Origin of the sequence: Natronorubrum amylolyticum (assembly GCF_052040145.1) — an archaeon.
Lineage (GTDB): Archaea > Halobacteriota > Halobacteria > Halobacteriales > Natrialbaceae > Natronorubrum.
Map to the genome: position 1 here is coordinate 107,309 of NZ_JBPPFW010000005.1, position 23,334 is coordinate 130,642.

At 62.4% G+C, this 23,334-nt stretch carries 23 protein-coding genes; 14 read left to right on the top strand and 9 right to left on the bottom strand.

The features are described from left to right. Positions 1-58 precede the first annotated feature (58 nt). The 6 genes from ACSFDB_RS18325 to ACSFDB_RS18350 all read left to right on the top strand — a co-directional run bounded on the left by ACSFDB_RS18325 (position 59) and on the right by ACSFDB_RS18350 (position 3,555). Positions 59-1,141, top strand: a complete 1,083-nt coding sequence (locus ACSFDB_RS18325) for a bactofilin family protein (RefSeq protein WP_440772355.1) — start codon at positions 59-61, stop codon at positions 1,139-1,141. 169 nt (positions 1,142-1,310) lie between these two features. Next, positions 1,311-1,583: a ubiquitin-like small modifier protein SAMP2 gene (gene samp2 / locus ACSFDB_RS18330; protein WP_440772538.1), complete on the top strand. Its 273-nt coding sequence runs from the start codon at positions 1,311-1,313 to the stop codon at positions 1,581-1,583. 40 nt (positions 1,584-1,623) lie between these two features. Then, complete coding sequence (locus tag ACSFDB_RS18335; protein ID WP_440772356.1) at positions 1,624-2,160, top strand: redoxin domain-containing protein; 537 nt, start codon at positions 1,624-1,626, stop codon at positions 2,158-2,160. Between the two features lie 3 nt (positions 2,161-2,163). Next, positions 2,164-2,586: a GNAT family N-acetyltransferase gene (locus tag ACSFDB_RS18340; protein WP_440772357.1), complete on the top strand. Its 423-nt coding sequence runs from the start codon at positions 2,164-2,166 to the stop codon at positions 2,584-2,586. Positions 2,587-2,712: 126 nt separating this feature from the next. Then, positions 2,713-3,045 (top strand): DUF5789 family protein, encoded by a 333-nt coding sequence (locus tag ACSFDB_RS18345; protein ID WP_440772358.1) that lies wholly within the window; start codon positions 2,713-2,715, stop codon positions 3,043-3,045. A 150-nt stretch (positions 3,046-3,195) separates the two neighbouring features. Further along, complete coding sequence (locus ACSFDB_RS18350) at positions 3,196-3,555, top strand: hypothetical protein (protein ID WP_440772359.1); 360 nt, start codon at positions 3,196-3,198, stop codon at positions 3,553-3,555. A gap of 42 nt (positions 3,556-3,597) precedes the next feature. Here ACSFDB_RS18350 and ACSFDB_RS18355 read toward each other — a convergent pair whose 3' ends face one another. The 3 genes from ACSFDB_RS18355 to ACSFDB_RS18365 all read right to left on the bottom strand — a co-directional run bounded on the left by ACSFDB_RS18355 (position 3,598) and on the right by ACSFDB_RS18365 (position 7,052). Next, on the bottom strand, positions 3,598-4,944 hold the full coding sequence (locus tag ACSFDB_RS18355; protein WP_440772360.1) for a tryptophanase: 1,347 nt from the start codon (positions 4,942-4,944) through the stop codon (positions 3,598-3,600). Positions 4,945-5,145: 201 nt separating this feature from the next. Further along, positions 5,146-5,724, bottom strand: coding sequence for a hypothetical protein (locus ACSFDB_RS18360; RefSeq protein ID WP_440772361.1), 579 nt, complete (start codon positions 5,722-5,724; stop codon positions 5,146-5,148). A 149-nt stretch (positions 5,725-5,873) separates the two neighbouring features. Beyond that, the gene (locus ACSFDB_RS18365) at positions 5,874-7,052 is read right to left on the bottom strand and encodes an aspartate kinase (protein WP_440772362.1); all 1,179 of its coding nucleotides are present in this window, start codon (positions 7,050-7,052) and stop codon (positions 5,874-5,876) included. A 308-nt stretch (positions 7,053-7,360) separates the two neighbouring features. On the opposite strand from ACSFDB_RS18365, the gene ACSFDB_RS18370 reads away from it, so the two are divergent. Further along, positions 7,361-7,798 (top strand): hypothetical protein, encoded by a 438-nt coding sequence (locus ACSFDB_RS18370; RefSeq protein WP_440772363.1) that lies wholly within the window; start codon positions 7,361-7,363, stop codon positions 7,796-7,798. A 74-nt stretch (positions 7,799-7,872) separates the two neighbouring features. On the opposite strand, the gene ACSFDB_RS18375 is transcribed toward ACSFDB_RS18370, so the two are convergent. Further along, positions 7,873-8,634 (bottom strand): hypothetical protein, encoded by a 762-nt coding sequence (locus ACSFDB_RS18375; protein ID WP_440772364.1) that lies wholly within the window; start codon positions 8,632-8,634, stop codon positions 7,873-7,875. Between the two features lie 714 nt (positions 8,635-9,348). On the opposite strand from ACSFDB_RS18375, the gene ACSFDB_RS18380 reads away from it, so the two are divergent. Next, on the top strand, positions 9,349-9,552 hold the full coding sequence (locus ACSFDB_RS18380) for a hypothetical protein (RefSeq protein ID WP_440772365.1): 204 nt from the start codon (positions 9,349-9,351) through the stop codon (positions 9,550-9,552). A gap of 52 nt (positions 9,553-9,604) precedes the next feature. Then, positions 9,605-9,745 (top strand): hypothetical protein, encoded by a 141-nt coding sequence (locus ACSFDB_RS18385; RefSeq protein ID WP_440772366.1) that lies wholly within the window; start codon positions 9,605-9,607, stop codon positions 9,743-9,745. 207 nt (positions 9,746-9,952) lie between these two features. On the opposite strand, the gene ACSFDB_RS18390 is transcribed toward ACSFDB_RS18385, so the two are convergent. Further along, a complete protein-coding gene (locus ACSFDB_RS18390; RefSeq protein ID WP_440772367.1) occupies positions 9,953-10,804 on the bottom strand; it encodes a hypothetical protein in 852 nt (283 codons plus the stop codon). Between the two features lie 420 nt (positions 10,805-11,224). Beyond that, positions 11,225-12,793, bottom strand: a complete 1,569-nt coding sequence (locus ACSFDB_RS18395) for a DNA-directed DNA polymerase II small subunit (RefSeq protein ID WP_440772368.1) — start codon at positions 12,791-12,793, stop codon at positions 11,225-11,227. Positions 12,794-13,082: 289 nt separating this feature from the next. Here ACSFDB_RS18395 and ACSFDB_RS18400 point away from each other — a divergent pair, with 289 nt between their 5' ends. Continuing rightward, on the top strand, positions 13,083-14,246 hold the full coding sequence (locus ACSFDB_RS18400; RefSeq protein ID WP_440772369.1) for a S24/S26 family peptidase: 1,164 nt from the start codon (positions 13,083-13,085) through the stop codon (positions 14,244-14,246). A gap of 211 nt (positions 14,247-14,457) precedes the next feature. On the opposite strand, the gene ACSFDB_RS18405 is transcribed toward ACSFDB_RS18400, so the two are convergent. Together ACSFDB_RS18405 and ACSFDB_RS18410 are read right to left on the bottom strand one after the other, a co-directional pair. After that, positions 14,458-14,901, bottom strand: a complete 444-nt coding sequence (locus tag ACSFDB_RS18405) for a hypothetical protein (protein ID WP_440772370.1) — start codon at positions 14,899-14,901, stop codon at positions 14,458-14,460. A 184-nt stretch (positions 14,902-15,085) separates the two neighbouring features. Further along, entirely contained in the window at positions 15,086-16,726 is a 1,641-nt protein-coding gene (locus ACSFDB_RS18410) for a Cdc6/Cdc18 family protein (protein WP_440772371.1), read from the bottom strand. A gap of 1,760 nt (positions 16,727-18,486) precedes the next feature. Between ACSFDB_RS18410 and ACSFDB_RS18415 the strand changes: the two genes are divergently transcribed. From ACSFDB_RS18415 to ACSFDB_RS18430, 4 genes are all read left to right on the top strand, one after another. Continuing rightward, positions 18,487-19,125 carry an Era-like GTP-binding protein gene (locus ACSFDB_RS18415; protein WP_006092808.1) on the top strand — a complete coding sequence of 213 codons (639 nt, stop codon included), beginning with the start codon at positions 18,487-18,489 and terminating at the stop codon, positions 19,123-19,125. Positions 19,126-19,131: 6 nt separating this feature from the next. After that, on the top strand, positions 19,132-19,533 hold the full coding sequence (locus ACSFDB_RS18420) for a DUF2073 domain-containing protein (RefSeq protein WP_006092809.1): 402 nt from the start codon (positions 19,132-19,134) through the stop codon (positions 19,531-19,533). Positions 19,534-19,546: 13 nt separating this feature from the next. After that, positions 19,547-20,593 (top strand): Zn-ribbon domain-containing protein, encoded by a 1,047-nt coding sequence (locus ACSFDB_RS18425; protein ID WP_440772372.1) that lies wholly within the window; start codon positions 19,547-19,549, stop codon positions 20,591-20,593. A 464-nt stretch (positions 20,594-21,057) separates the two neighbouring features. Continuing rightward, on the top strand, positions 21,058-21,840 hold the full coding sequence (locus ACSFDB_RS18430) for a DUF7089 family protein (RefSeq protein ID WP_440772373.1): 783 nt from the start codon (positions 21,058-21,060) through the stop codon (positions 21,838-21,840). Between the two features lie 848 nt (positions 21,841-22,688). Here the strand turns inward: ACSFDB_RS18430 and ACSFDB_RS18435 are convergent. Next, positions 22,689-23,267 carry a DUF7090 family protein gene (locus tag ACSFDB_RS18435; RefSeq protein ID WP_440772374.1) on the bottom strand — a complete coding sequence of 193 codons (579 nt, stop codon included), beginning with the start codon at positions 23,265-23,267 and terminating at the stop codon, positions 22,689-22,691. Positions 23,268-23,334 lie beyond the last annotated feature (67 nt).

The following is a 23,334-nucleotide window of genomic DNA, read 5'->3' on the forward strand; positions in this document are numbered from 1 at the left end:
TGCGTTAAAATGGAGATATAGTGACGTATTTATCTCATTATGAAGCGTACGGTAGCGTATGACTGCTACTGGTCGCGTCCGAACGGTACTCGTCCTCACCGTGCTCGTCCTCCTCGTCGTCGGACTGGTGCCGATGTCGGTCGCCGCTCAGTCGGAGAGTCGGAGCGGCGGCACCGTCGTCGTCGAGGAGGGAGAGACGGTCGACGAACTCGAGGCGTTCGCGGGAACCGTCGTCATCGAGGGCACCGTCACCGGCGACGTTAGCGTGGTCGCCGGCAGCGTTCAGATCGACGGCGCGGTCGGCGGCGATGTCGAAGCCGTCGCCGGGAGCGTTCAAATAGCCGGCGCCGTCGATGGCGACGTCGAAACCGCTGCGGGTAGCGTCGAGATCACCGACGGGGCGACCATCGGCGGCGACCTCTCGGCGGGCGCCGGCAGCGTCCTGATCGACGGGACGCTCGAGGGAGACGCGAAGGTCGGCGCCGAGACGATCCAGCTCGGCGACGACGCCTCGATCGCGGGCGACCTGCGCTACGGCGGCAGCCTCGAGGGGAACACCGACGCCGTCGCCGGCGAGATCACGGAGGACTCCTCGATCGGGATCGACCTAACGGGAACGGCCGTGCCGATCGCGTCGTGGCTGTTTGCGGCGTACGCCCTCGCGTTGAACCTGCTGCTCGGCGCCGCGCTGCTCGTGCTGTTCCCCCGGTTCTCCGACGGGGTCGCGGATCGGGTCGCGACCGATCCCCTGCGCATCGGACTGACGGGATTCGGCCTCCTCGTCGCGATTCCCGTGTTGCTGATCGCCGCGGCGATCACGATCGTCGGCATTCCGTTCTCGGTCGTCGGCGCGTTCGGATTCGCGCTTCTCGTCTGGATCGGGATCGTCTACGGCCGGTACGCCGTCGCCGCCTGGCTCCTCTCGCTGGTCGACGTGGACAACCGGTGGCTCGCGCTCGTCCTTGGACTGGTCGCCGGGGCGATCCTCGCACAGCTCCCAATCGTCGGGGGCCTGCTCAACCTGCTCGTCCTCCTGCTCGGTCTCGGTGCGCTCGGATTCGGACTGTACGCACACCGTCAGCGGGTCCGCGAACAGGGGTCTCGCAACGAGAGTAGTCCCGACGGACCGACGGCCGACTGAGGAGACGGCGATAGTGGCGACGACTGCGTCCGTTCCGCTCGCAGAGACCGTGACCGAAACCGAACTGACCACGATCGCAACCGAACTGACCGTGACGAAACCGAACCATCCCTCGAGTGCGCCCCGAACCGAGCGACGCGCTCAAGTCGGTCGCCTCGTAACGACGACTATGCGCGTCACCGTCGATGTCAAGGGCGAGGAGACACACGAGATCGATCTCGAGGCGGTGTCCGCTGGGAGCCCGAACGACGGTGCGGGAACCGGCGGATCGACGCCGACCTATCAGGAACTGTTGGGCGAGATCGATCTCAGTCCCCACGAGGTGAGCGTCCTCGTCGACGGTCGGCCGGTGCCGGAGGATCAGCCGGTCGAGAGCGACCACGTGACGGTGTTGCGGCTGATCAAGGGCGGGTCGGAACCACTTATCGACAGGAACCGCTGAAAGCCCGAGCGTTTTGAGGGCGAGCCTCGTAGCCGGAGTCATGACTGGTGACGCCGCGGAACTAACGCTCGAGAACGTCGGACCGGGACCGGACCCGCTCACGCTGGCGGAGCTGGCGGCCCCGGTCGAGCCCGCCGATCCCACGACGACCGAGGAGACCGATACGGCTCACGAGTCCATCCTGCTGTTGCTCCATCGCGACCACCACGCCGGGCAGTGTCGCCGACAGGTTCGGGCCGTCGCCGACCGCTACGAGGAGTTCCGCGAACGGGGCTGCCAGGTGGTTTCGGTGGTTCCCGAACCTCGCGAGCGCGTTGAACAGTGGCAAACGCGCTACGAGCTCCCGTTTCCGCTCTGTGCCGATCCGGAGGCGACCGCGGGCGAGACCTTCGACCAACCGATCCGCCTCGGGGCGCTCGGCGAACAGTTCGACGTCGTCGGTCGAATGCCCGTCGCGATCATCTTCGACATCGACGACGACGGGGAGATCGACGTCGCCAACGCCTACCGCGGGCGGACGAATCTCGATCGGCCCGATATCGACGAGTTGTTGGCCACCATCGACGGACGAACGTAACGGATGGACGGCCACGTCCGCACCGCCACGGCCGACGACGCACTCGACGTGAGACGCATCCTCGACGCGGCCATGCTCGAGCCGGGCAACGTCGAAACCCGAATCGAGAACGCGGACGTGCTCGTCGCCGGCGATCACCGCGGCGGTCTCGAGGCGAACGACGGCAGCGAACGAATTCTCGGCACGGTGGTTCTCGAGTCCAACGACGACGTCTACGGCGCGCACGTCTCGGCGATCGGCGTCCGCCGCCGCCACCGAGGGAAGGGAATCGGCCGCGCGCTGATGGAACGGGCGCTCGAGCGCGAGGGTCGGCTGACGGTTCGCTTCGACGACGGCGTTCGTCCGTTCTACGAGTCGCTCGACTTCACGATCGAGTCGATCGACGACCAGCGGTATCGGGGCGTCACGGCGCTCGACCGGTCGTAACGGCCGATCGACTCGACCACGGCCGTTCCCGTCGGTGCTCTCGGAGACGCAGCCGTCCGGTTCGGTCGAGCGAAGCGTGCGACGGACGGCCGCAGAGTTATCCCCCTCGATCGCCTATATTAGCGGATGGCAGACGACAAAAAATCCCGAAACAAACAGGCCGACGACGAGGAGCGACGCCAGCGGGAGCGGGAACTGCAGGAGGCGCGCGACCGCGACGACGAACCCGAGCCGACGGATTCCGAGCAGGACGAACAGCTCGGCGAGCTCGACGACTCCCTCGAGGCACACGAGTATCCGACGACCGCCGACGATATCCGCGGGGCCTACGGCGACCACGCGGTCGAAACGGAGGACGGATCGAGACCCCTCGAGGACGTACTTGCGCCGGTCGACGACGAATCCTACGACTCCGCGGACGACGTTCGGGATCGGATACAGGGTCTGATTCAGCGCTGAAAGAGGCGTCCACCACCGAGCTCCGTCTCTGACTGTCGGTGCTTCGCTCGCCTCCGCGCGTTTCCGCTCGCGTGATCGCGAACTCGGATTCTCCCTTGCAGGCGTGTTCCGGCGGAGCTTTATCGGACAGAACGTGGTACGATCCTTCGCATGGCTCTCGGACGGATACTCAGCGGCGACCCATCGAAACGCTCCAAACTCTACCTCGCGATCGGCGGCCTCTCGCTCGTCAAAGCGATCGCGGTACGCAACGATCGGAACCGGTTCCGCCGGGAACTGGTCGACGCCGGCCTGTTCATCGGCGTCGGCATCGCGTTACGGAAGTACAGCCAACTCAAGGACGAAAAGCGCGCGGAGATCGAATCGCAGGTCCCCGACTGGGCGATCTCCGCCGCGACCTCCCCGGCCGCAAAACAGGGCGTCCGCACCGTCGCGAAACGACGCCTCGGCGGCGAGCCTGAACAAGAACCGAGCCTTCGCGACCGGGCCCGAGGCGTCATCTCGAACTAGGTCGCCGACGGCCGACGGCGGTCCGTTCTTCCGCAGCTCCAATCAGTTCGAGATCGGCTCGAGCGACGCCGTAAAGTGACGTAACTCGCGGTTTTCGGGCTCGGAAACGATCTCGAGGCCCGACACCGTCTCGCGCTCTTCGAGGACGGTCGTGGCCGTCTCGACCACGTGCTCGAGGTGCTCTCGGTGGTAGGTGCGACGCGGAATCGCGAGTCGGACCAGTTCGGGGCGATCGGTATCCGGGAACGCGAAACTGCCGAGTTCGACGCCACGAACGCCGCCCTCCCGATACAGCGCACAGACCAGCGCCTGGCCCGGGAACTCCGCGGGTGGAACGTGCGGAAGCGCGCTCGCCGCGTCGAGATAAACGGCGTGGCCACCGGGCGGCGTGTAGATCGGCACGCCGGCATCCTCGAGCAGTTCGGCGAAGGTTCGGACCTGCTCGAGGCGGTCCGTGACGTAGGCCTCCTCGACGGCCTCCCGGAGCCCCACGGCCATCGCGGCGACGTCCCGGCCGGACATCCCGCCGTAGGTGGGAAAGCCCTCGTAGAGGATCGCTCGCTGCTTGCAGCGCTCGAAGAGCGACTCGTCGTCGGTCGCGACGAAGCCGCCGGCGTTCACCAGTCCGTCTTTCTTGCCGCTCATCACGAGCGCGTCGGCGTAGCCGAGCTGTTCGCGGGCGATTTCGGCGATCGTGGCGTCAGAAAACTCCGCCTCGCGTTGTTTGACGAAGGCGGCGTTCTCTGCGAAGCGACAGGCGTCAATCACGAACGTCGCGCCGATCTCGTCCGCGAACTCGCGGACGCGGCGGGTGTTTGCGACGCTGACCGGCTGGCCCGCCGCCGAGTTGTTCGTGATCGTCAAAATTACGACCGGCACGCGTTCCGCGCCCACCTCGTCGACGATCGACCAGGCGCGGTCCAGCGAGAAGTTCCCCTTGAACGAGCCGTCGACCGTCAGGTCGTGGGCGCGCTCGACCGGACAGTCGACCGGATCCGCCCCCTGATTCGCGACGTGAGCGCGCGTCGTATCGAAGTGGGTGTTGTTGAGTGCGACGTCGCCCTCGGAGAGGAGCGCGCCGTAGAGGACGTTCTCCGCGCCGCGGCCCTGATGGGTCGGCACGACCCGCGAGAACCCCATGACGTCCCGGACGGCCGACTCGAGTTCGTCGAAGCTTCGCGATCCCGCGTAGGACTCGTCGCCGCGGATCAACGCGGCCCATTGCTCGTCGCTCATCGCACCGGTACCGCTGTCGGTCAGCAGATCAATGTAGACCTCCTCGGCGGCGAGTTCGAAGACGTTGTACCCGGCCTCCTCGAGCGCTCGCTCGCGACGCTCGCGTGAGGGTAACTGAATCCGCTCGACTACTTTCGACTTGTAGGCAACCATACCCACTCAACGCCGGCGCGCGTGTTCAGTCTAGCTGGAATCTCGTGTTCGCTGGCGACTCGAACCGTCCGAGAACGGACGGTTCGGTGCATCGATGGACGGAGTCGACGACTCGAGCGACGACGGGGCTCACGAGGACAGCGGCGATAGGGCTCACGACGGCGACGAACGGCTCGTATTCGTCGCCCCGAAGCAGTAACGTCAGCAGACGTCGGCTTCGAGACCGCTGAACGCGTCGTTGGTGACCCGCGTCGGCGTCGGGCCGGGGCCGACGAGTTCCAACTCGTCCGCGGGTTCGGATCGAACGGTGAGTTTCGCGGTCGAATCGGCGGTCTCGACCGTTCGCTCGGCGTCGGTGGCGTCCGTCGCCTCGAGACCGTCGTCGGTGTCGGTTCCGTTCTCGAACGACGAGTCGCCCGCAACGAGTTCGCCGAGTTCAGCTGCCGCGGATTCGATCACGTCGCCGTCGTCGCGGACGGTCACGTCGGAGTCGCCGACGAATTCGAATCCGAGGTCGTCGACGTCAGGTGCGGGTTCGTCGTCCTCGGATTCAGTATCGGTCCCGCTCGCCGAGTCCGCCGTCTCGAGGTCCGCGAGGCCGGCGAACAGTTCGGCCGCCGTCGTATCGTCGACGTCGAGTTCGTCGTCCGGGATCGTATCGTGGGCGCCGTCGCTCTCCTCGAGGTCGTCCGGCGATTCCACGCCGAACTCGGCGAGAACCGCGTCGGGATCGGGCTCTACGTCCGCGAACACTTCCGTACCAGTCGAATCGGTGCTCATGACAAGAGCTGTTACACTCATGACTTTCGTTACGAGGGCGTTACCGGCGGTTCACGGACTGGTTACCAGGGCGACTGCGGACGAAACGAGGGTCTCGGTCAAGACTGCGCAATACGGTGTAATCCGGAAAACGACTACAGAGCTGCGTCCTAGAAGAGGTCCTGCGTCAACTCGAGGGTCTTCTCACGGTCGTCCCATTCGACGAAGAGGGCGACGCTGGTCGCGCTCGTGATGATGTCCTGGAGGTGGATCCGCTCCTCGGCGAGCGGGTTGACGATCTCGCTGATGATCCCCGGCTGGTTGGGGAGTTCGCCGCCGGTGACGCGGACGACGGCGATAGGCGAGTCGACGGTGACGCTCGAGAGTTCGTCGCGGGCGATGACCTCCCGGTGGAGGATGTTCTCGGCGCGTTCGGCCTCCGCCTCGTCGATGTAGAACGTGACCGTGTCCATCCCGCTGGCGACGGCGTCGATGTTGATGTCGCTCTCGGAGAGCGCCTCCGAGAGGTGATTGAAGATCCCCGGCTGGTTGCGGATCGCCCGACCGGCGACGGTTAGGCAAGCGAGCGGTCGCTCGCGCAGGTCGACGAGGTTCTTGAACTCGCCTTCGATGCTGGTGCCGCCCGAGAGCAGATCGCCGTGCTGGTAGTGGACGACGCGGACATCGAGATTTCCACCCTTGTACGACAGCGCGGAGGGCGCGACGACCTCGGCTCCGCGGAACGAGAGGTTCCGGAGTTCGTCGACGGAAATCTCGCCGACGTTACGGGCTCCTTCGACGACGTGTGGGTCGCCGGTCATGACGCCCTCAACGTCGGTGACGATGACGACCTCGTCGGCGTCCATGTACTTGCCCATCATCACGGCCGTCGTGTCGCTGCCACCGCGGCCGAGCGTCGTGATCGAGCCGTCCGGCCCTTCCGCGAGGAAGCCCGTGATGACCGGCACCGTGGTGTCGAGATCCTCGGCGACCTCGAGCGCTCGCTTCTGGGTCTCCTCGACGTCGACCTCGCCGTACTCGTCGGTGACGACGGGCCAGCCGTCGGCACCGGGTTCGAAGAAGGTCGCGTCGATGCCTCGAGCAGAGAGGGCGGCCTTGAGCATCCGGACGGACGTTCGCTCGCCCATACTGACGATCTGGGCGCGGTCAGCTTCGTCGGTCTCGAAGGTGATCTCCTCGAGCAGGTCGTCCGTCGTCGATCCCATCGCACTGGCAACGACGGCGATCTCGTGGCCGTCCTCGACGGCCGCCGCGATCGAGTCCGCGGCGCGATTGATGCGATCCCCGCTTCCGAGGCTCGTTCCTCCGAATTTAGCTACAACGCGCATACTGACACCTCGTCCGCGACTGGCGTGGCGATCTCGTGGCTCATATGCCAGACCGTTACCAGAGCGCGCAGATAACTGTGTCCCATCGTTCGTATTTTTACCACTGGTCGCGACGCTCTCGAGGAGAGACCGATCGCCTCGAATCGCCGTACACCGGACGGGTGACCGACAGGTCGCGCGTTCGGAGGGGCCACCGATTCACCGGCTCGAGATCGCTGTGTCGAGCGGCGATCGTCCGGTCGATTGGAAGTCGAAACGACACTGTTGCGGGCGGGATTTATGTTTGTGCGTGGCATTACCACACCCTAATGAACGTACGGGACGCTCTCGAGGCCGACGCGGACGCGCTGGCGTCGATCGCCGACTCACCGACCGACGTGATGCGAAATCTGGTTCACGATCGGACGGTGCGCGTCGCCGAAGACGGCACGCACGACCCGAACGCGGACGTGTCGGGATCGCAGTACAACGGCTCCGATCCGGAGGATCTGCTGGGGTTCATCAGCTTCGACGCGAAAGAAGACACCGTCCACGTGACCCAACTCGACGGGACGGCCGACGCGTGCAAACGGCTGCTCGCCGAACCCGTCCGGTTCGCCGAACGCGAATCGATGAACGTCGAAATGCTGGTTTCTCCCGAGACGACGGGTGTCGAGGACGCCGCCGAAGAACTCGGCTTCGAACGTCGCGGTCAAGGGCCGCGGTTCGAAGGCGCACCGACGGTCCGGTTTCGACTCGAGCCGTAGCGACTGGCCGCCGTCGGGGCCGCTCGGTCTCGTTCCGTCGCCGTTCGTCGACGCCCCGGTCCGAACACCAGCCATCAGCCGAGCAGGAGAATAATCGAATATCCCACTAAGCCGGCAGCGAACGCCCAGAACCGGCTTTCACGATCCGCCGGTAGTTCCTCCTTGATCACGTTGAGAATGACGCCGCCGGCCAGAAACGCGAGCAGGAGGCTCAACACGAGTTCCGGTACGCCGACGAGCGCGCCGACCGCCGCACCGCCGAGGATCGAACCGGCGAGCAGCCAGCGACCGACCCGATCGTAGGTGGCTCGGTGGTGTTCACGCAGCCCGTAGTCGTTGACGACGAAGTGGACGCCCATCGCCACCGCGTAGAGCAGCAGACTCGAGACCCCGGTTTCCTCTCGGTGAAGCAAGAGATAGCCGATGAGTCCGTTGTACAGCGCAAACGAACCGATGTGGATCCAGAACACGCCGGAAACCGCTCGAATCGTCCGTTCACCGGCACTCGCTTCGCCATCTGATCCACGGCGCGACCGGCGAACGATCTGTTCGAGTCCGTAGAAGAGCGTGAAGCCGACGAGCGCCGCGACGAACAGCGACCGTTCGTGCGTCGCGGCGAGGACGACGTTCGTCGGCTCGAACGCCTCGACGACTCGAGACTGGTGTTCCGTGACCTCCGGAAGCAGGTGGACGAAAACGTAGGCGACGGAGACGCCGCCACAGAGCGAGAGCCACCCGCTTCGAGGCATCCCGCGCAGAAACTCGAGCCGTCCGGCGCCGACGTGCACCGCTGCCAGTCCGCCGGCGACGAGCAAGACGCCGAGCGTCGAGAGCATCGGCCGTCACTTCGGCGAGGGCGACAATAAAGGACTGCCGATGCGTTTGAGCGATGGCTTGCCGAACGGGGCCGGTTCGCCGACTGCGAGCCGAGAGTCCTCGAGGCGCTCGTCTCGCTCGATATGGATCCAATCATAACCGTCCCTGAAGACGTGGGATCGAGCGTCGCAGCCGCGGTCTGCGGTTCGAGGGGTCCCCGATGGCTGGGTTTGGCCTCGATCCGCGTCGATGAACGGCGGGTCGTGTGCAGTACAAGGCACGGCGTTACCGACCGGACCGATCGGACCACGTGCGGTGGCGTGCGCTGACTCTCGGTGAGCGAACAGCGAACCGTGGGCCGAAGTCGCACGAGGTCGTCGCGAGTAACACGAGCGACTGCGTGGAAGACGTGAAGCGTCGTCCTTTGGATGAGTGAGCGCCTCTGGCACGAGCGTTAGCGCGGAACCATCGGTTCCGTGAACTATCCGAACAGGCAGTGCGCGGCGCATAGCGCCGCGACCATCGAGGCGGTGAAACCGCCTCGCAGCGCCCGTGAGGAGAAATCGGCTGGGGAGGACGTGGCACTCATCCCCGCCAGCGACAGCAACACGCTCGACCTCACCAATTCCTCATTAACATAGCTCTTGATTGAGCAAATCCTCGTCCCCATCGATAAACAGCTCAGTTACCTCAGACACAATTCTCTGAAAAAGTGTGATGCTTCCTGTTGTTGCGTGGCTGAAGTCGCAGGTGGCGGGGACATCCTCGAGATCGAACTCGAGGACGCCTCCGACGACGAACTCGAGCCCGCTCGGACGATCGCCCGCGAGACCGACCTGTTCGACGATGGCGAGGCAACCGCGGTCACCGACGAGGGCATCAGCGTTCCCCCACAGAGGCGCGACGGCTCGGCACCGATCTGCCCGCGTGCTGCGTGAGGCCGGTTTCCGTCGTCGGCTTCAGCGTCTGGAGTCCGACGCCGTCTTCCTGGTGATCACCGACGGTTCCGATGGTGACGACGAGGGCGGCAGTGGAGACGGCGCGGAGACCGCGGGCGAAGGCGATGAGGCCGTAGACAAGAGTGATGAGACCGCGGACGAGTCACTCGAGAGCGAGGAGGTGGCGCGATGAGCGCCGAAACCGAAACTGGCGGGCAGAAGACGACGGGGAACGGCTTCTTCGGAGACACGCGGGTGAACCTGAAGCGCTGAGTGCTGAAGACCGTCCGCAACCCGTTTGTGATGACGGTCTCGCTGCTGAAGCAATTATCTTCCTCGTCTTCGGGTTCGAACAATTATACTCGAGTGCCACAGCGGACGCCGCGTCCGTTGTCCTCAGTTAGCCGCACCGATAATCGAGTTCGCCAAGGTGTGTGCCGCGGTTAGTGAGTACCCGCTGAAGATCATCAGGGTATAAATTCCATCCTGCACCGACACCCAGTCGCACCTGTGGTCCGCTCCCAATTCCACCGATCGTGCCACTGGAGTCACGGTCCCAAGGTGAGATTGTGTACGATCTACCAGTACCAACGCTGATTATCGCAGCAGCGATAATTCCGACGGCACCACCGATCCATCTTGCCCATCGATTACTCATGTACATCTCCACTAAAGCACCGATAGCGGCACCGACAGTACCGACTCCAAGTTCGTCAGCGAGGTCGGAAAACTCCACACTAAACCCGGTTTGTCCGTGTTCGTACGTGAATCCATCACAGAAGTCTTCATTACAGTACTCTCCTAATGAACGATCGATATTCGTTGATCGTTCGACGACAGCGAGGGAAGTAGTGGCAAAATCCTCTTGAATACTGTACTGAACGTTCGCTGCTTCGTTTGATCGGACACCTTCTACGAGATGTACATCACCGACCGGTCCGACTTCGGCAAGTTCGAGCTGTCCTTCCCTCCGTCCATTAGTGTAGAACTTTCCTAACCAGATCTTGCCGTCAAACGCAACCCTGACCAAATTATATTTATCAGTACGAGAGAGTACAGATGTTGTAGCGCTGACATCGTCAGTATCAGCTGCTCTTTTGAATTCCGACTCGAAATCGTCAGTTGATTTTGCCGAGGTCGTTGCTGGTATCGCACCTAGTGCAGTGAGACCGACACCGCACTTTAAAAAATTCCGGCGGTTATCATTGATCGATAATTTACTCTTGTCACCACATTGTTTTTTGTCTACCATATACACCACCAGTTATAATTCTATTCATATTAAAACTCCTGTTAACTAGATAGTTCAAATTCACAACTAGTAATCAAAAAATAAAGACCCATATATAGTTAGCAGATGATACTGAATTAGACGACTATGAAGCGTCTGCTAATAGATACGCTACTAATAGGACTAATCGGAATCCCGATCATAGCGATAATTTACTGGATAGCGGGGCAATCGATCACGTATACATCTCTGTTTGCCCTAGTTTTCGGGATTATGCTGGGCTTCCTGCTTTTCAGACTCCCATCGGTGATCAGTTCGCGGTAGACGTGTATCCAATCCATTCGGTAAAGAGCGGGAGTGAGCGCTCGTCTCGAACGAGAACCCGATGCCGGCTACGCGTTCGAGTCGAAATTGGAGGGGCGATAGAACGGGCTGGCGAACTTAGCTGAACTTCTGGACCGTCACGTCGAGCGTATCGAGGTCGACGATCGGCGCAAAACCGGCGTCGGGATCGATGTTGACGCTCTTCTGGAAGTCGGTCTGGGACTGCCAGCAGCCGGAGTTGATCGCGAGCACGTTGTGGTACTTCCCGAAGCCGAGTTTGTGGACGTGACCGGTGTGGAAGATGTCGGGCACCTCCTCCATCACGAGGAAGTCCTCCTCTTCGGGTGCGAGTCGCGTGTGGCCCCCGAACTGGGGCGCGACGTGGCGTTTCTTCAGGAGGTGGAACATCGCCTTGTGCGGGTCGTCGTAGCTCGCTTTCTCCTCGGGCAGTTCCGCGATCACTTCGTCCAACGAAACACCGTGGTACATCAGGACGGAGACGCCCTCGAGCGTCACCGTCGAGGGATTGCTGACGATCCGCGAGTCGTGAGCCGACATGATCTCCCGGAGGTTCTCGTCGAATCCGGGCTGGGGTTCGGCGAGACGCACCGCGTCGTGGTTGCCCGGAATCATCACGATCTCGATGTCGCCGGGCACCTGTTTGAGGTACTCGTTGAACACCTCGTACTGCTCGTAGATGTCGACGACGTCGAGTTCCTCGTCCTGATTCGGGTAGACGCCGACGCCTTCCACCATGTCGCCCGCGATGAGCAGGTACTCGACGTGTTGGGCCTCAGGGGTGTGTAGCCAGTCGGCGAAGGCGTTCCAGGCGTCGTGCATGAACTCCTGGCTTCCGACGTGAACGTCGCTAATCAGCGCCGCCTGCACGTGGCGATCGGCCGTCGACGGCTTGTGCGTCCGTGGTACGTCCGGGAAGTACATCGAGTCGACGAACGCGATCCCGGAGTCGTCGGCGAGGGTCCCCTCCATCGCCAGCACCTCGTCGCAGAGCAGTTCTTCCACCAGGTCGGCGTACTCCCGGTCTTTCATCACCAGCCACGGGAACGTTCCCGTCGCGTCCTCGAGTTCGATCAGCCAGTGGCCGCTCGCCGTCGAGCGGATGTCGTTGACTAGCCCGACCATCCCGACCTCGCCGCCGCCTGGCATCTTCTGGATGGCCGTCGCGGGTCGGTGGTTGACTCGCCCCCGCAGTTTCGACCCCAGCTTCTCGAGTCGATCCCGAAAGACGGCGACGAAATCCTCGTACTCGCCCGTTCCGGTGCTGTCACCGGTCATATCTCCCGCGATCTCGAGCGAACGCAGCTCGGGATCGACGGAACGGTTCGCGGTCCCCGACCCCTCTGTTTCGACTGGAGCGTCCCCATCCACGTCTGACGGATCGGCTGTTCGATCTCCAGTCGAAACGGAGGGGTCTCCGCTGTCAGCTGAGACCGGTGGTTGCTGCCCGCCCGCTGTCGGTTTCGCGTCCGCGTCGGTCGTCGAGAGGACGGCTTCGACGTGGTCGGTCCGAACGACCAGCGCGTCCGCCGGCAACTCCTCGACGACGCGCTCGAGGGTCGCGTGCGGGTCGTCGGCCGACGCGAGTTTCGTGACGGCCTCGCGTTCGGCGTTGTATCCACGACTGGTGAGTTCGCTGACGATCCGAGCGGAGGCCTCGAGTGGCACACGATTCGTATTCGCGAGCGGGGAGAAAAGGATATCGTAATGGGAGAGTTCTCGGGACCGTTCCGTTTCGCCGACCGGCGGACGAGACGGCGACCCGACCGTCCACTGTTCGCACCAGTAGAGTTATTCCCGTAACTAAAATAGCAACGCGGACGAGTGATTCAGGTGTGTCCGTCTTCCATCGCGCCGGTCCGGTCATCGTGCGAAACGACTACCGCAGTGTTCGCCGCGCTCGATCCGGGGTGTCGGAGCAGAAGGTTGATTGCAGGCCCCAGCAAAACGGGTGACGATGAGCGGTTCTAACCCCGGTGACCCGCCTGACGATCCCGACGAGCGTGGTGACTACACCGGTAAGCGGGGTGATCCGGACGGTGAGGGACGCCGGGATTCGGATACAAACACGGGTCGAGGTCCGGACGGTGACGGAGGCCAGAATCCGGACGCAAACACGGGTCGAGGTCCGGACGGTGACGGAGGCCAGAATCCGGACGCAAACACGGGTCGAGGTCCGGACGGTGACGGAGGCCAGAATCCGGACGCAAACACGGGTCGAAACCCAGTTGCCGACGCGAAGCGAGATCCGGCCAGCGGGACTCGAGAGTCGGCCGGCACCTCCGCCGGGACGGCCGACACGGCCGCCACCGACGACCGGGTGACGATCGAGGACGACGGCGTCGTTCGCTGGTTCCTGAAATCCAACGACGGGAACGTCGTCTTCGTCCGCGATATCCTGAGCAGCGTCGCTATCGTCGCCGTGATCGGACTCCTCCTGTTCGCGCTCAGCGGGGTCTGGCCGCCGCTGGTCGCCGTCGAGAGCGGCAGCATGGAACCCGATATGGAACGAGGCGATCTCATCTTCGTCATCGACGAGGATCGGTACGTCGGCGACGATCCGGCCGGTGACACCGGGATCGTCCCCCTCGAGAACGGCGTCGAAAACGGCCACGAGCGCTTCGGTCAACCGGGCGACGTCATCATCTTCCAACCCAACGGCGACGAGCGACAGACGCCGATAATCCACCGGGCGCACTTCTGGGTCGAGGAGGACGAAAACTGGGTCGACACGAAAGCTGACGAAGAGATCATCGGCGATACGACCTGCGACGACCTCCAGACCTGTCCCGCGAACCACGATGGGTTCATTACGAAAGGCGACGCCAACAACGGCTACGACCAGCAGTACGGCAACTTCAACGAGCCACAGAGCGAGGTCGTCGACCCCGACTGGGTCACCGGCAAGGCGAGATTCGGAATTCCGTGGCTCGGCCACATCAGACTGACATTCGACTCGATCCTCGGCGGGATGCTCGCCCCTTCGCCCGTAATCGAGATTGGTCCCACTGGGATGACCGAACTCGACTCGAGCGCCGCACAGGTCGGGCTCGTCGGATCCACCGGCGCTGCCGGAGCGACTGGCGGGATTGCCGTCGCGGTTAACCGGTACCGCGACTGAGCCTACGGATCCGACTCGACTGCGCTCCCGATTCGCCCGTTTTCTACGTTTCTTTCTACGTGAATGCAACGGCTTCGAGGCGAATCGCCACTACGGACCATCCGTTCGAGTGGAAGTAAACCGGAGGAGCGACGCTGAGCCGAAAACGAGGGTCAATCGTCGAGTACAGATCATCGAGCACGGATCGGTGAACGTGCAAATCGAGCGACGATCAGACGTCGGTGTCGATCTCGAGTCGGAGGTCGTCGCCGTCCTGGACCACGTACTCGCTCGGATCGACGGATTCGCCGTCGACCAGAAACGTCAGTTCGGTGTCCCCGTCGGTACCGTCGTAAATCGTTCCGTCGATGGTCACGACGTGGGATCCGTTCGCACGCGTACACTCGAGATGGGGGAGAAGATCGATCCCCTCGGCGAACGTCACCGGCTCCTCGCCCTCCATGTACCAGTACTCGTCTCGCTCGTGGAGGTGAAAATCGATCGAGTGGTTCTCGGCGTGTTCGGCCTGATATCGGTCGGCCTCGAGGTTGACTGGGTCCCCGTCGACTAGGACCTCGATCTCGCCGCGCTCGTACTCGACCTCGCCGTCGACGAATACACAGCCAGCGAGCGAGACGAGACCTGCCGTCGCACCGAGAACGGCCCGTCGTTTCATGTCGAATCGAAGTGACCGCGGCTATATCGGTTCGTCGGTAGCTCCCGGGAAGGTAGAGACCGAAGGGACAGCGGCGGCGAGCAGAATGGAGAGGGAAGCTCTAGAGTGGCGTCGAGAGGTGCGTCGGACAGAGCCGGGAGTTGCCGAACAGAGTGACCTTGAGGTTGTGCAGCCACGAACGAAGTCAGTTCTCGAACCGCGCCTGAACGAACGGCTGGACGTCGTCGATATCGGAAAGGCGGGAGTCAGAGAGGAGGACGGCCTCCGTCTCGTCGATCGGTACCGAGAGACTGATCTCCTTGGTCCGGCCGTATCGGCCCTTCGAGACGACGACAGCGTTGACAATGCCGAGCATGTCGAGTTCGCTGATGAGGTCGGTTACGCGGCGCTGAGTCAGGACGTCGGCGTCGATCTCCTCGCAGAGCCGTTTGTAGATGTTGAACACCTCGCCCGTGTTGATGCTGTGGACGCCGTTTTTCTCGAGCAGGATGATCGCGAAGAGGACGAGTTTCGACTGCGTGGGGAGGGTCCGGACGACCTCGACCACGCGGTCGAGTTCGATCTTGTCCTGGGCCTGCCGGACGTGTTCCTCGACGATCGTCTCCGTTTGGGAGCGCTCGGCCAGTTCGCCCGCGGTCCGAAGGAGATCCAACGCGCGACGCGCGTCACCGTGTTCCTGTGCCGCGAAGGCCGCACAGAGCGGGATCACGTCGTCCGACAGCGCGCCGGGCTTGAACGCGACGTTCGACCGGTGCTCGAGGATATCGCGCAGCTGGTTCGCGTCGTACGGCGGGAAGACGATCTCCTCCTCGCCCAGCGAGGACTTGACGCGCGGATCGAGGAAGTCGGTGAACTTCAGGTCGTTCGAGATTCCGATGATGGAGACCCGGGAGTTCTCGAGTTCGGAGTTCATCCGCGAGAGGTTGTAGAGCGTATCGTCACCGCTCTTCTCGACGAGTTTGTCGATCTCGTCTAGCATGATGACGACGACCCGTTCGTCGTAATCGACCGCGTCGAAAAACACGCTGTAGACCCGGTCGGTTGGCCACCCCGTCATGGGGACTTCCTCGAACGACTCTTTGTCCGCCTCGAGGTCCTCGATTTTCGTCTCGACCTCGCCTCTGGAGTCGAAGGGAGTCGACTCGAGCGGATGGGCCGCCGGCAACTGTCCGTTCGCGTCCACATCGTCCGCAGGGACCGCAGTCGCTCGATCGGAAGACTCCGTATCGGCGAACCGGTCTGATTCCGCGGGATCGTCGGAAACAGCCGTCTCGGCGTCGAGCTCCGGCTCGGCATCGGCGTCGGTCGTGTACTCGTCGAGAGCCTCGAGCAGCACCTCGAGTTCGGCGACCCGGTCGTCGATTCGGGCCTCGTTCTTCTCGATGAACTTGTTCGCGAGCTGTGCGAGTACGCGGTACTGCGTGTCCGTGACCTCGCAGTTGATGTACTCGACGTCACACGGAACGCTGTACTTCTGGGAGGTGCTCTCGAGTTCCTTGCTGACGAACTTTGCGCTGGCCGTTTTCCCGGTTCCGGTCTTACCGTAGATGAGGATGTTCGACGGCGTCTCGCCGCGAAGTGCGGCGACGAGAATCGTCGCCATCTTGTTGATCTGATCGCTGCGGTGGGGGAGTTCGTGCGGCGTGTAGGACGGCCGAAGCACTTCCTTGTTCTCGAAAATCGGTTCGCCGCTGAGCAGGTCATCGAACAGCCCCTGGCTCGACGCTTCGTCGTCGAGATCGGATCGCTCGAGGTTCGAGAACCCGGGACTCTCGTCGCTATCGACCTCCTCTCCGCCTCTCGGTTCTGAATTGTCGTCTGACATCCGTCGTGTACATACCCCCTTGCTTCGAGTGGAAGACCGGACCCTAAATCAGGAATATTGCGCGGTAGATAGCCCGACTGGGGCAACCTCCTATTCCAAGCACCCAACCTGGGTCCAGTTGATGCAAACGAAACAGAGGAAAACCATGCTATTAAATTCTTCCCTTCCATCCACGGCCGTTTTCGAATCTTCGGAGGAACGAGCCCGTTAGCCACTGAGAAAGGCGATTTCATGTAACGAGCGCGTCACGGAGCCGCTGGAGTGAGATAGAACGTGCGTTTCAGGTCGACAGAGCAGTAGTCAGAATTCAGACACCTTTCGAGCAGTCACCAGTGGGCGAGAACCGAGCAAAGAAGTATGAGAATTGTCATACTTTGAGGATCCTCCGGTGTTCGGTTGGTATCGACCGAGAGCCGGACGGGAAGCTGGAACAGCAGTCGTGCGGTGATTCCAGTGGAGAAGCCGGACCGGCACCAGAGTGGCGGCGTTGGTACGGATCGTCAGAACGGCGAGTTCTCGAATTCGATCCGCCGGAGCCGTTGACAACTCGGGACGGCGACGAGACTCGGGGGAAATCGGAAGCGATAGCGGTGACGTACCGTGGCGACCAACCAGGCAGGCCCTCGAGAACGGAGAACCGGTGGTTGTCGTACAGAAGGAAATGAACGATCGGTTCGGTAGCGAGCAAACGAGTGTCGGAGAACGCGAGGGCGAATTTCGAAGCGTGCGAACAGGACGGTAGAGCGAGTGCGATGTGGCTCGAGTGCACCGGTATGTCTGAGGTGGAGAAAAGAGAGGGAGGTCAGTCTACGAGTGATCGAACGACGTGAAAGAGCAGTGTGTTAGAGGATGACATGAGCCCTATGTTAACAATGTCTCGAGGAGGGGCTAGCCCCCCACCCCTTCGTTTCGGGTGGAACGAGTCAACAGAGGGGGTGGGGGGAGGGGGGTGTCTCTAGGACGGGAATCTTTAAGTTAGTAGGTGAGAAACACGGTCCGTAGCACTAGCAAAACGCATTTTTTACTAGAGAAAGTGGATATAGTTACTAGTCCCTACTAGAATTGTCTCTCTCACCGTCTCGAGTTACTAGATCGCTCCCTTTTGCCGAATTCCCTCCGCTGAACTCTTCTCGCTCCGGTCTCGAGGCGATCTTGCTTTCTTTCGACGGGATCGCGATCGATTTCGCCTACTCGCCTACCACCTCCCTCGACCGTCTCCAGTTGAAACGAAGGGGTGGGGGTGTCTCGACTCGGTTGTCTACTGCTATCGTTCCCCACACGTGGCTGCCGAATCCGTCGAATCCTCCCCACCGATTCACGTAGTCTCACAGTCACTCTGGTGTCGCGCTTTCTTCGATCCCGTGAAACTCACACACAACTGGCTCGCCGTCGTCGCACCGCTGTCGTAGCCGGACCAACACTCATCATCGAACGGACACACCGCCTACCAGTAGCCGTCCCAAATCCAATGGTTTCGCGCGTACCCGCGTGTGTCCGTGCAACGTGCGTAGTGTCCGTGCAACGTGCGTAGTGTCGCCCAGCTTGACGACTTCGACGAGCAATTACGACTCTCGACAACTCCGACGAGCAACTAACCGAACGGGGCCGACGCGGAACGCCGTACGGTATCCGATCGACCCCCTCACCGGGCGGGACGGACTCTTTGTCGCGTTGAATTGTCTACACGTCTGACGTAGGCTTAAGTGAATTCAGTTTGTAGTACGCGCAACTGCACCCCGCGGTGCTGGAGGGCCCCACTGATGGGACTGTTCACAGAACTCAAAGATAGTATCTCTCGGGTTACGGACCGCCTGTTTTCGGAACAGGAACCCAAACGAATCGGCATCTACGGTCCGCCGAACGCAGGAAAGACAACGCTTGCCAATCGTATCGCTCGTGACTGGACCGGTGACGCCATCGGCGCGGAGAGTCACATTCCACACGAAACGCGGCGCGCGCGCCGGAAGGAAGGCGTCGAAATCGAGCGCAACGGCAAGTCGGTGACCATCGACATCGTCGACACCCCCGGTGTCACGACGAAAGTCGACTACGAGGAGTTCACCGACGAGATGGAAGAAGACGACGCGATCCGTCGCTCCCGTGAAGCCACCGAAGGCGTCGCAGAAGCGATGCACTGGCTGCGCGAGGACGTCGACGGCGTGATCTACGTACTCGACAGCGCAGAGGACCCGATCACGCAGGTCAACACGATGCTGATCGGCATCATCGAATCTCGAGATCTCCCGGTTCTTATCTTCGCGAACAAGATCGACCTCGACGACTCGAGCGTCAAGCGGATCGAGGACGCGTTCCCACAGCACAAGACGGTCCCGCTGTCGGCCAAGGAGGGCGAGAACATGGACGAAGTGTACGAAAACATCGCGGAGTACTTCGGGTGAACGAGGATGCCAAAAGCAACTAACGCGGACGACCCGGACGCTCCCAACGGTGTCCAGATCGACCTGATCAGCGGCGAGCGCATGGAGAACATGGCGACGATGGAGAAGATCCGGATGATCTTGGACGGCGTCCACGACGGCAACATCGTCATCTTGGAGGAAGGGCTGACGCCCGACGAGGAGAGCAAACTGATCGAGGTGACGATGTCCGAGATCAGCCCCGACGAGTTCAACGGGATCGAGATCGAGACCTATCCGAAATCCACGACGCGTGACTCCTCGCTCCTCGGCCGGATCATGGGTGGCGACGAATCGACGGCTAAACTGACGGTCATCGGACCAGCGAACCAGATCGAGACGCTTCACAAGGACGAAACGCTCATCAGCGCGCTCGTCTCTCGAGACTGATGTCACACGAATAATGCCACACGAATGTACGAACTGCGGCCGCACGTTTCCCGACGGCTCCAAGGAGATGCTGTCGGGCTGTCCCGACTGCGGCGGGAACAAGTTCCAGTTCGCCCCGTCCGGACGGGCGACGAGCGGGTCGTCCGGGTCGACTGCGAGGAACGCAGCCGATTCGGGCGCGGGAACTGCAGAGTCACCCGACACAGCCGCGGACCCCGACACCTCCGGAACCGTCGGACGCGCCGCAGAAACCGTTCGTGGGTGGATGTCGTCGGAATCGGACGACTCGAGTACTGAACCGGAGTCGCAACCGACTGCGTCGAATCGCTCCGGATCGCCGACAGTCGACGATCGCTCCACACCGACGGCCGGAACTCGGACCGGATCGGCGGATGCAAACCGATCCCAACAAACCGAAGTCCAACAGACGGATCGGTCGTGGCCCGACAGCGACGGATCGGTCGACCCTGACGAGCGTTCCGAACCGGGCGAGTTTGCCGAGTGGCCGGAGACCGCCCGTCGGCCCGAAGACCGTTCGACACCTCCGGGCGACGCGTCCAGTGGAATCCAGGGGGACAACGCTGGGGCCGGCTCTGTGTCACCCCCTGCTGATTCGATCGACGATGGCGGATCGCTCGAGGACGATGGGACGCTGACGGACGGGCCGACGCTCGCGGAGAGCGAGAACACGGCACAGGCCGACGCGCGAAGCGAGGTCGTGTCGACGGACGACCTCCCCAGCGACGTCGATCGGACCACTGCACCCGAAACGGGGGCCGCTGGACCGTCGGGATCACCGGACCCCGCAGACGGTACTGGTGAGCAGCCGCCGGATCACGGCCGCGTCGTCAGCGAACCGTCGGGAGCCCAACCGTCGATCGAGGAACTCCGCGCGGAGCTCAACGAGCAGTTCGAGAGCATCAAAATCGTGAGCCCGGGACAGTACGAACTCAACCTGATGGAGCTCTACAACCGCGAGGAGTACATCATCTCGCTGCAAGAAGACGGGCGGTACGTCATCGACGTGCCGGACTCGTGGCGCTCGGACGACGACTCGTAGCGGTTGGAGGGCGACTCGTAGCGCTCGGACGATGACCCCTGGTGCTCGGACGACGTTTTGCCGGCCGTCCCGACTCTGTACGGTCTGGCGAGGGTTCGCCGATCGTGTCGCCTCCGATCCATCGTCCGACCCCCATTACTTCGACTGCAAAATCTACTGTCCAAGACTCTCATGGATAATAATACGAGATGCGTGTTCCAGGTGAACTACTGGTTTTCAGTCGTTGCTCTCGGTTCGAACGCGTCTCCGTCGCGGTCCGAGATCGTGACGGACGACGATCCGTGTTCCACTCGAGGGGCGAGACTCACCGGCGAATCGCTCGCCGTATTAGGCGAGAAAGATGGATTTAAGCGAGACGGCTGACTGTGTTCGCGTATGAGCACTCCCACCAAGGTCGTTCTCACCACGATCGCCGTCGCAGCACTGCTGTCGCTGCTGGTCATCTTCCAGACCGTCCTCGCGTAATGTTCGAGGCTCGCGATCTCTCGAGTCCGGTCGAGGCAGTTCGCGACGAGTACGCGTCTGACGTACAGGTACTCGACTGTGCACGCGATTTCGAGACGCTGGATCCCGCACGGGCGGAAGACCTCGGTCTCGTCGTCGACGCACTCGAGCCCGCGGGCTATCCAGCGGACTGGCTCCCTGCGGACGCCCCGACGCTGCTCGCGCGCTACGCGGGGTCGGATCTCACCATCGGGATGCCCGGCGACGGCAGCGTCGTCTGGACGCGCCAGACCGAGCCGCCGCTCGTTCTCGTGAAGGCTCGCGTCGAAGGCTCTCCGGAGGCGTTCGTCGACTTTCTGATCGCCGAAGCGCTCGTCGAACTCGCGTGTGAGGTGCCAGAACACTTCCTCGGCTTCTTCGAGGCGGACTACCTCGCGCTCGACGCAGCGACCGATCTCGAGCCGAACGACACCTATCAGGTTGCTGCGGCGCTGTTCGACGGCTGGGTTGGACTCCAGACCCGCGAGGAGTTTGCGGCGTGGCAGGACGATCACCCCGAACTCTTCGACGCCTGGCAGGACGCCGGCGACCGACTCGAGGACCGCGTCTCCGGCCTCTCTCGGGCCGTCGCTCGCGGCGAGACGGATTTCGCCGACGCGACGGAACTCGCGTGTGCGGCGATCAAACACGGCCTCGAGTTACCGGCTCCGTTCGCAGCGCTCGACACCGACGCGTACCGGGATCACGGCCCGGAGTACGCGGTCAAGTGGGCCGAGAAGACGTTCGATTCGCTCGCTGAATAACGGACACACGGCTGGTTGTCTACGCTCTCCTACGTTTCAGATTCGACAGTATCGGTAGCGGCAGTGGCCGTCATAACGCAGTTCCCCTCGCGTGGCCACTATCGTGACAACTGGAACCATTTACACACTGGTCGTACGTCCGCAGTTCTCGCTTACTCGGTTCGCTCACGGCTCCCGTCGGTCACCGTTCGCTATTCCGCGGTTCTCGCTCACTCCGTTCGCTCACGGCTCCCGTCGGTCACCGTTCGCTTTGCCGCGGTTCTCGCTCACTCCGTTCGCTCACGGCTCCCGTCGGTCACCGTTCGCTATTCCGCGGTTCTCGCTCACTCCGTTCGCTCACGGCTCCCGTCGGTCACCGTTCGCTATTCCGCGGTTCTCGTTCACTCCGTTCGCTCCGAACCGCGCTCTCGCTCCGAACCGCGCTCTCGCTCCGAACCGCGCTCTCGCTCCGAACCCGTTGCTGTCGTGCGATCAGGTGTGCATTGACTTCCGGTGGACACTAGGTTTTCCACGTCCTCCCCAGCCGATTCGCTCGTTCGCGGGCTCACGGCCGCCGGCCGCTCGCCTTGTCGCGGCGCGTTGCGCCGCGGTTTTGTTCACTCGCTCATCCACAGGAAGACGCTTCGCGTCTTCCAGGCTGCTCGAAAACGTGACGCGTTTTCGGCATCACGAAACGACAAAGCCGTTTCGAACGACGCCACTCGCTCGGCTCGCGACGACCTCGCGTGATTTCGAATCGCGCCTCGTTATACTCCACGCGATTCGGTACGCGCCGCGTGGTTCGTCGAGTTTAGCACTCGAGACGTCACTATCCACAACCGACTTGCAGCGAAAATCGGGGCCGGGAGTTAGAACTCGCTTTCGATGCTGCCGTCCTCGTCCAGGTCGATGGTGCCGTCGAACAGGGCGCGGAACTCGTCGACGAGGGAGACGTCGTGGGGCTCCTCCGAGACGTGGAAGAGGCCGATGGCGTCGTGTTTTTCGAGCAGTTCCAGGATTCGCTCGACGGCCTCGAGTGCGGCGTCGTCGCCGGCGTAGTAGGCGAGTTCGGTGACGGAGTCGAAACTGAGCCGGAGTTTGCCGTCGTGGGCCTCGAGGAAGCCGTCGATGTGTTCGACGATGCCGTCGACGTCGTCGGGGGCGGCGACGTAGTGGACGTTGTCGGAGGAGCGTCGGGAGTAGCCGCGTTCGATGCTGAGCGTGTCGAGAATTTCGGCGCGCTCTTCGTCGACGTCGTAGTACTCGAGTTTTTGTCTGACTTCGCGGGCAGTGGTTCGGGTGGAGATGACGAGGAAGTTGTCGGTGTCGGTTTTCAGAAAGTCGGTGTCAATGCGGTCCGTTTCGCCCGTACTCGGGTGGAGGAGCAGTACGCCCGTCCCACCCGGTACTGTTTCTGGCGTCCCGTCGATTGCAAGCGAATAGTCCATATTGACGTGAACAACTTTGGGCACCGACTTAATTGTGCGGATGTCGCGAGATACCTGAGTGCGAGAG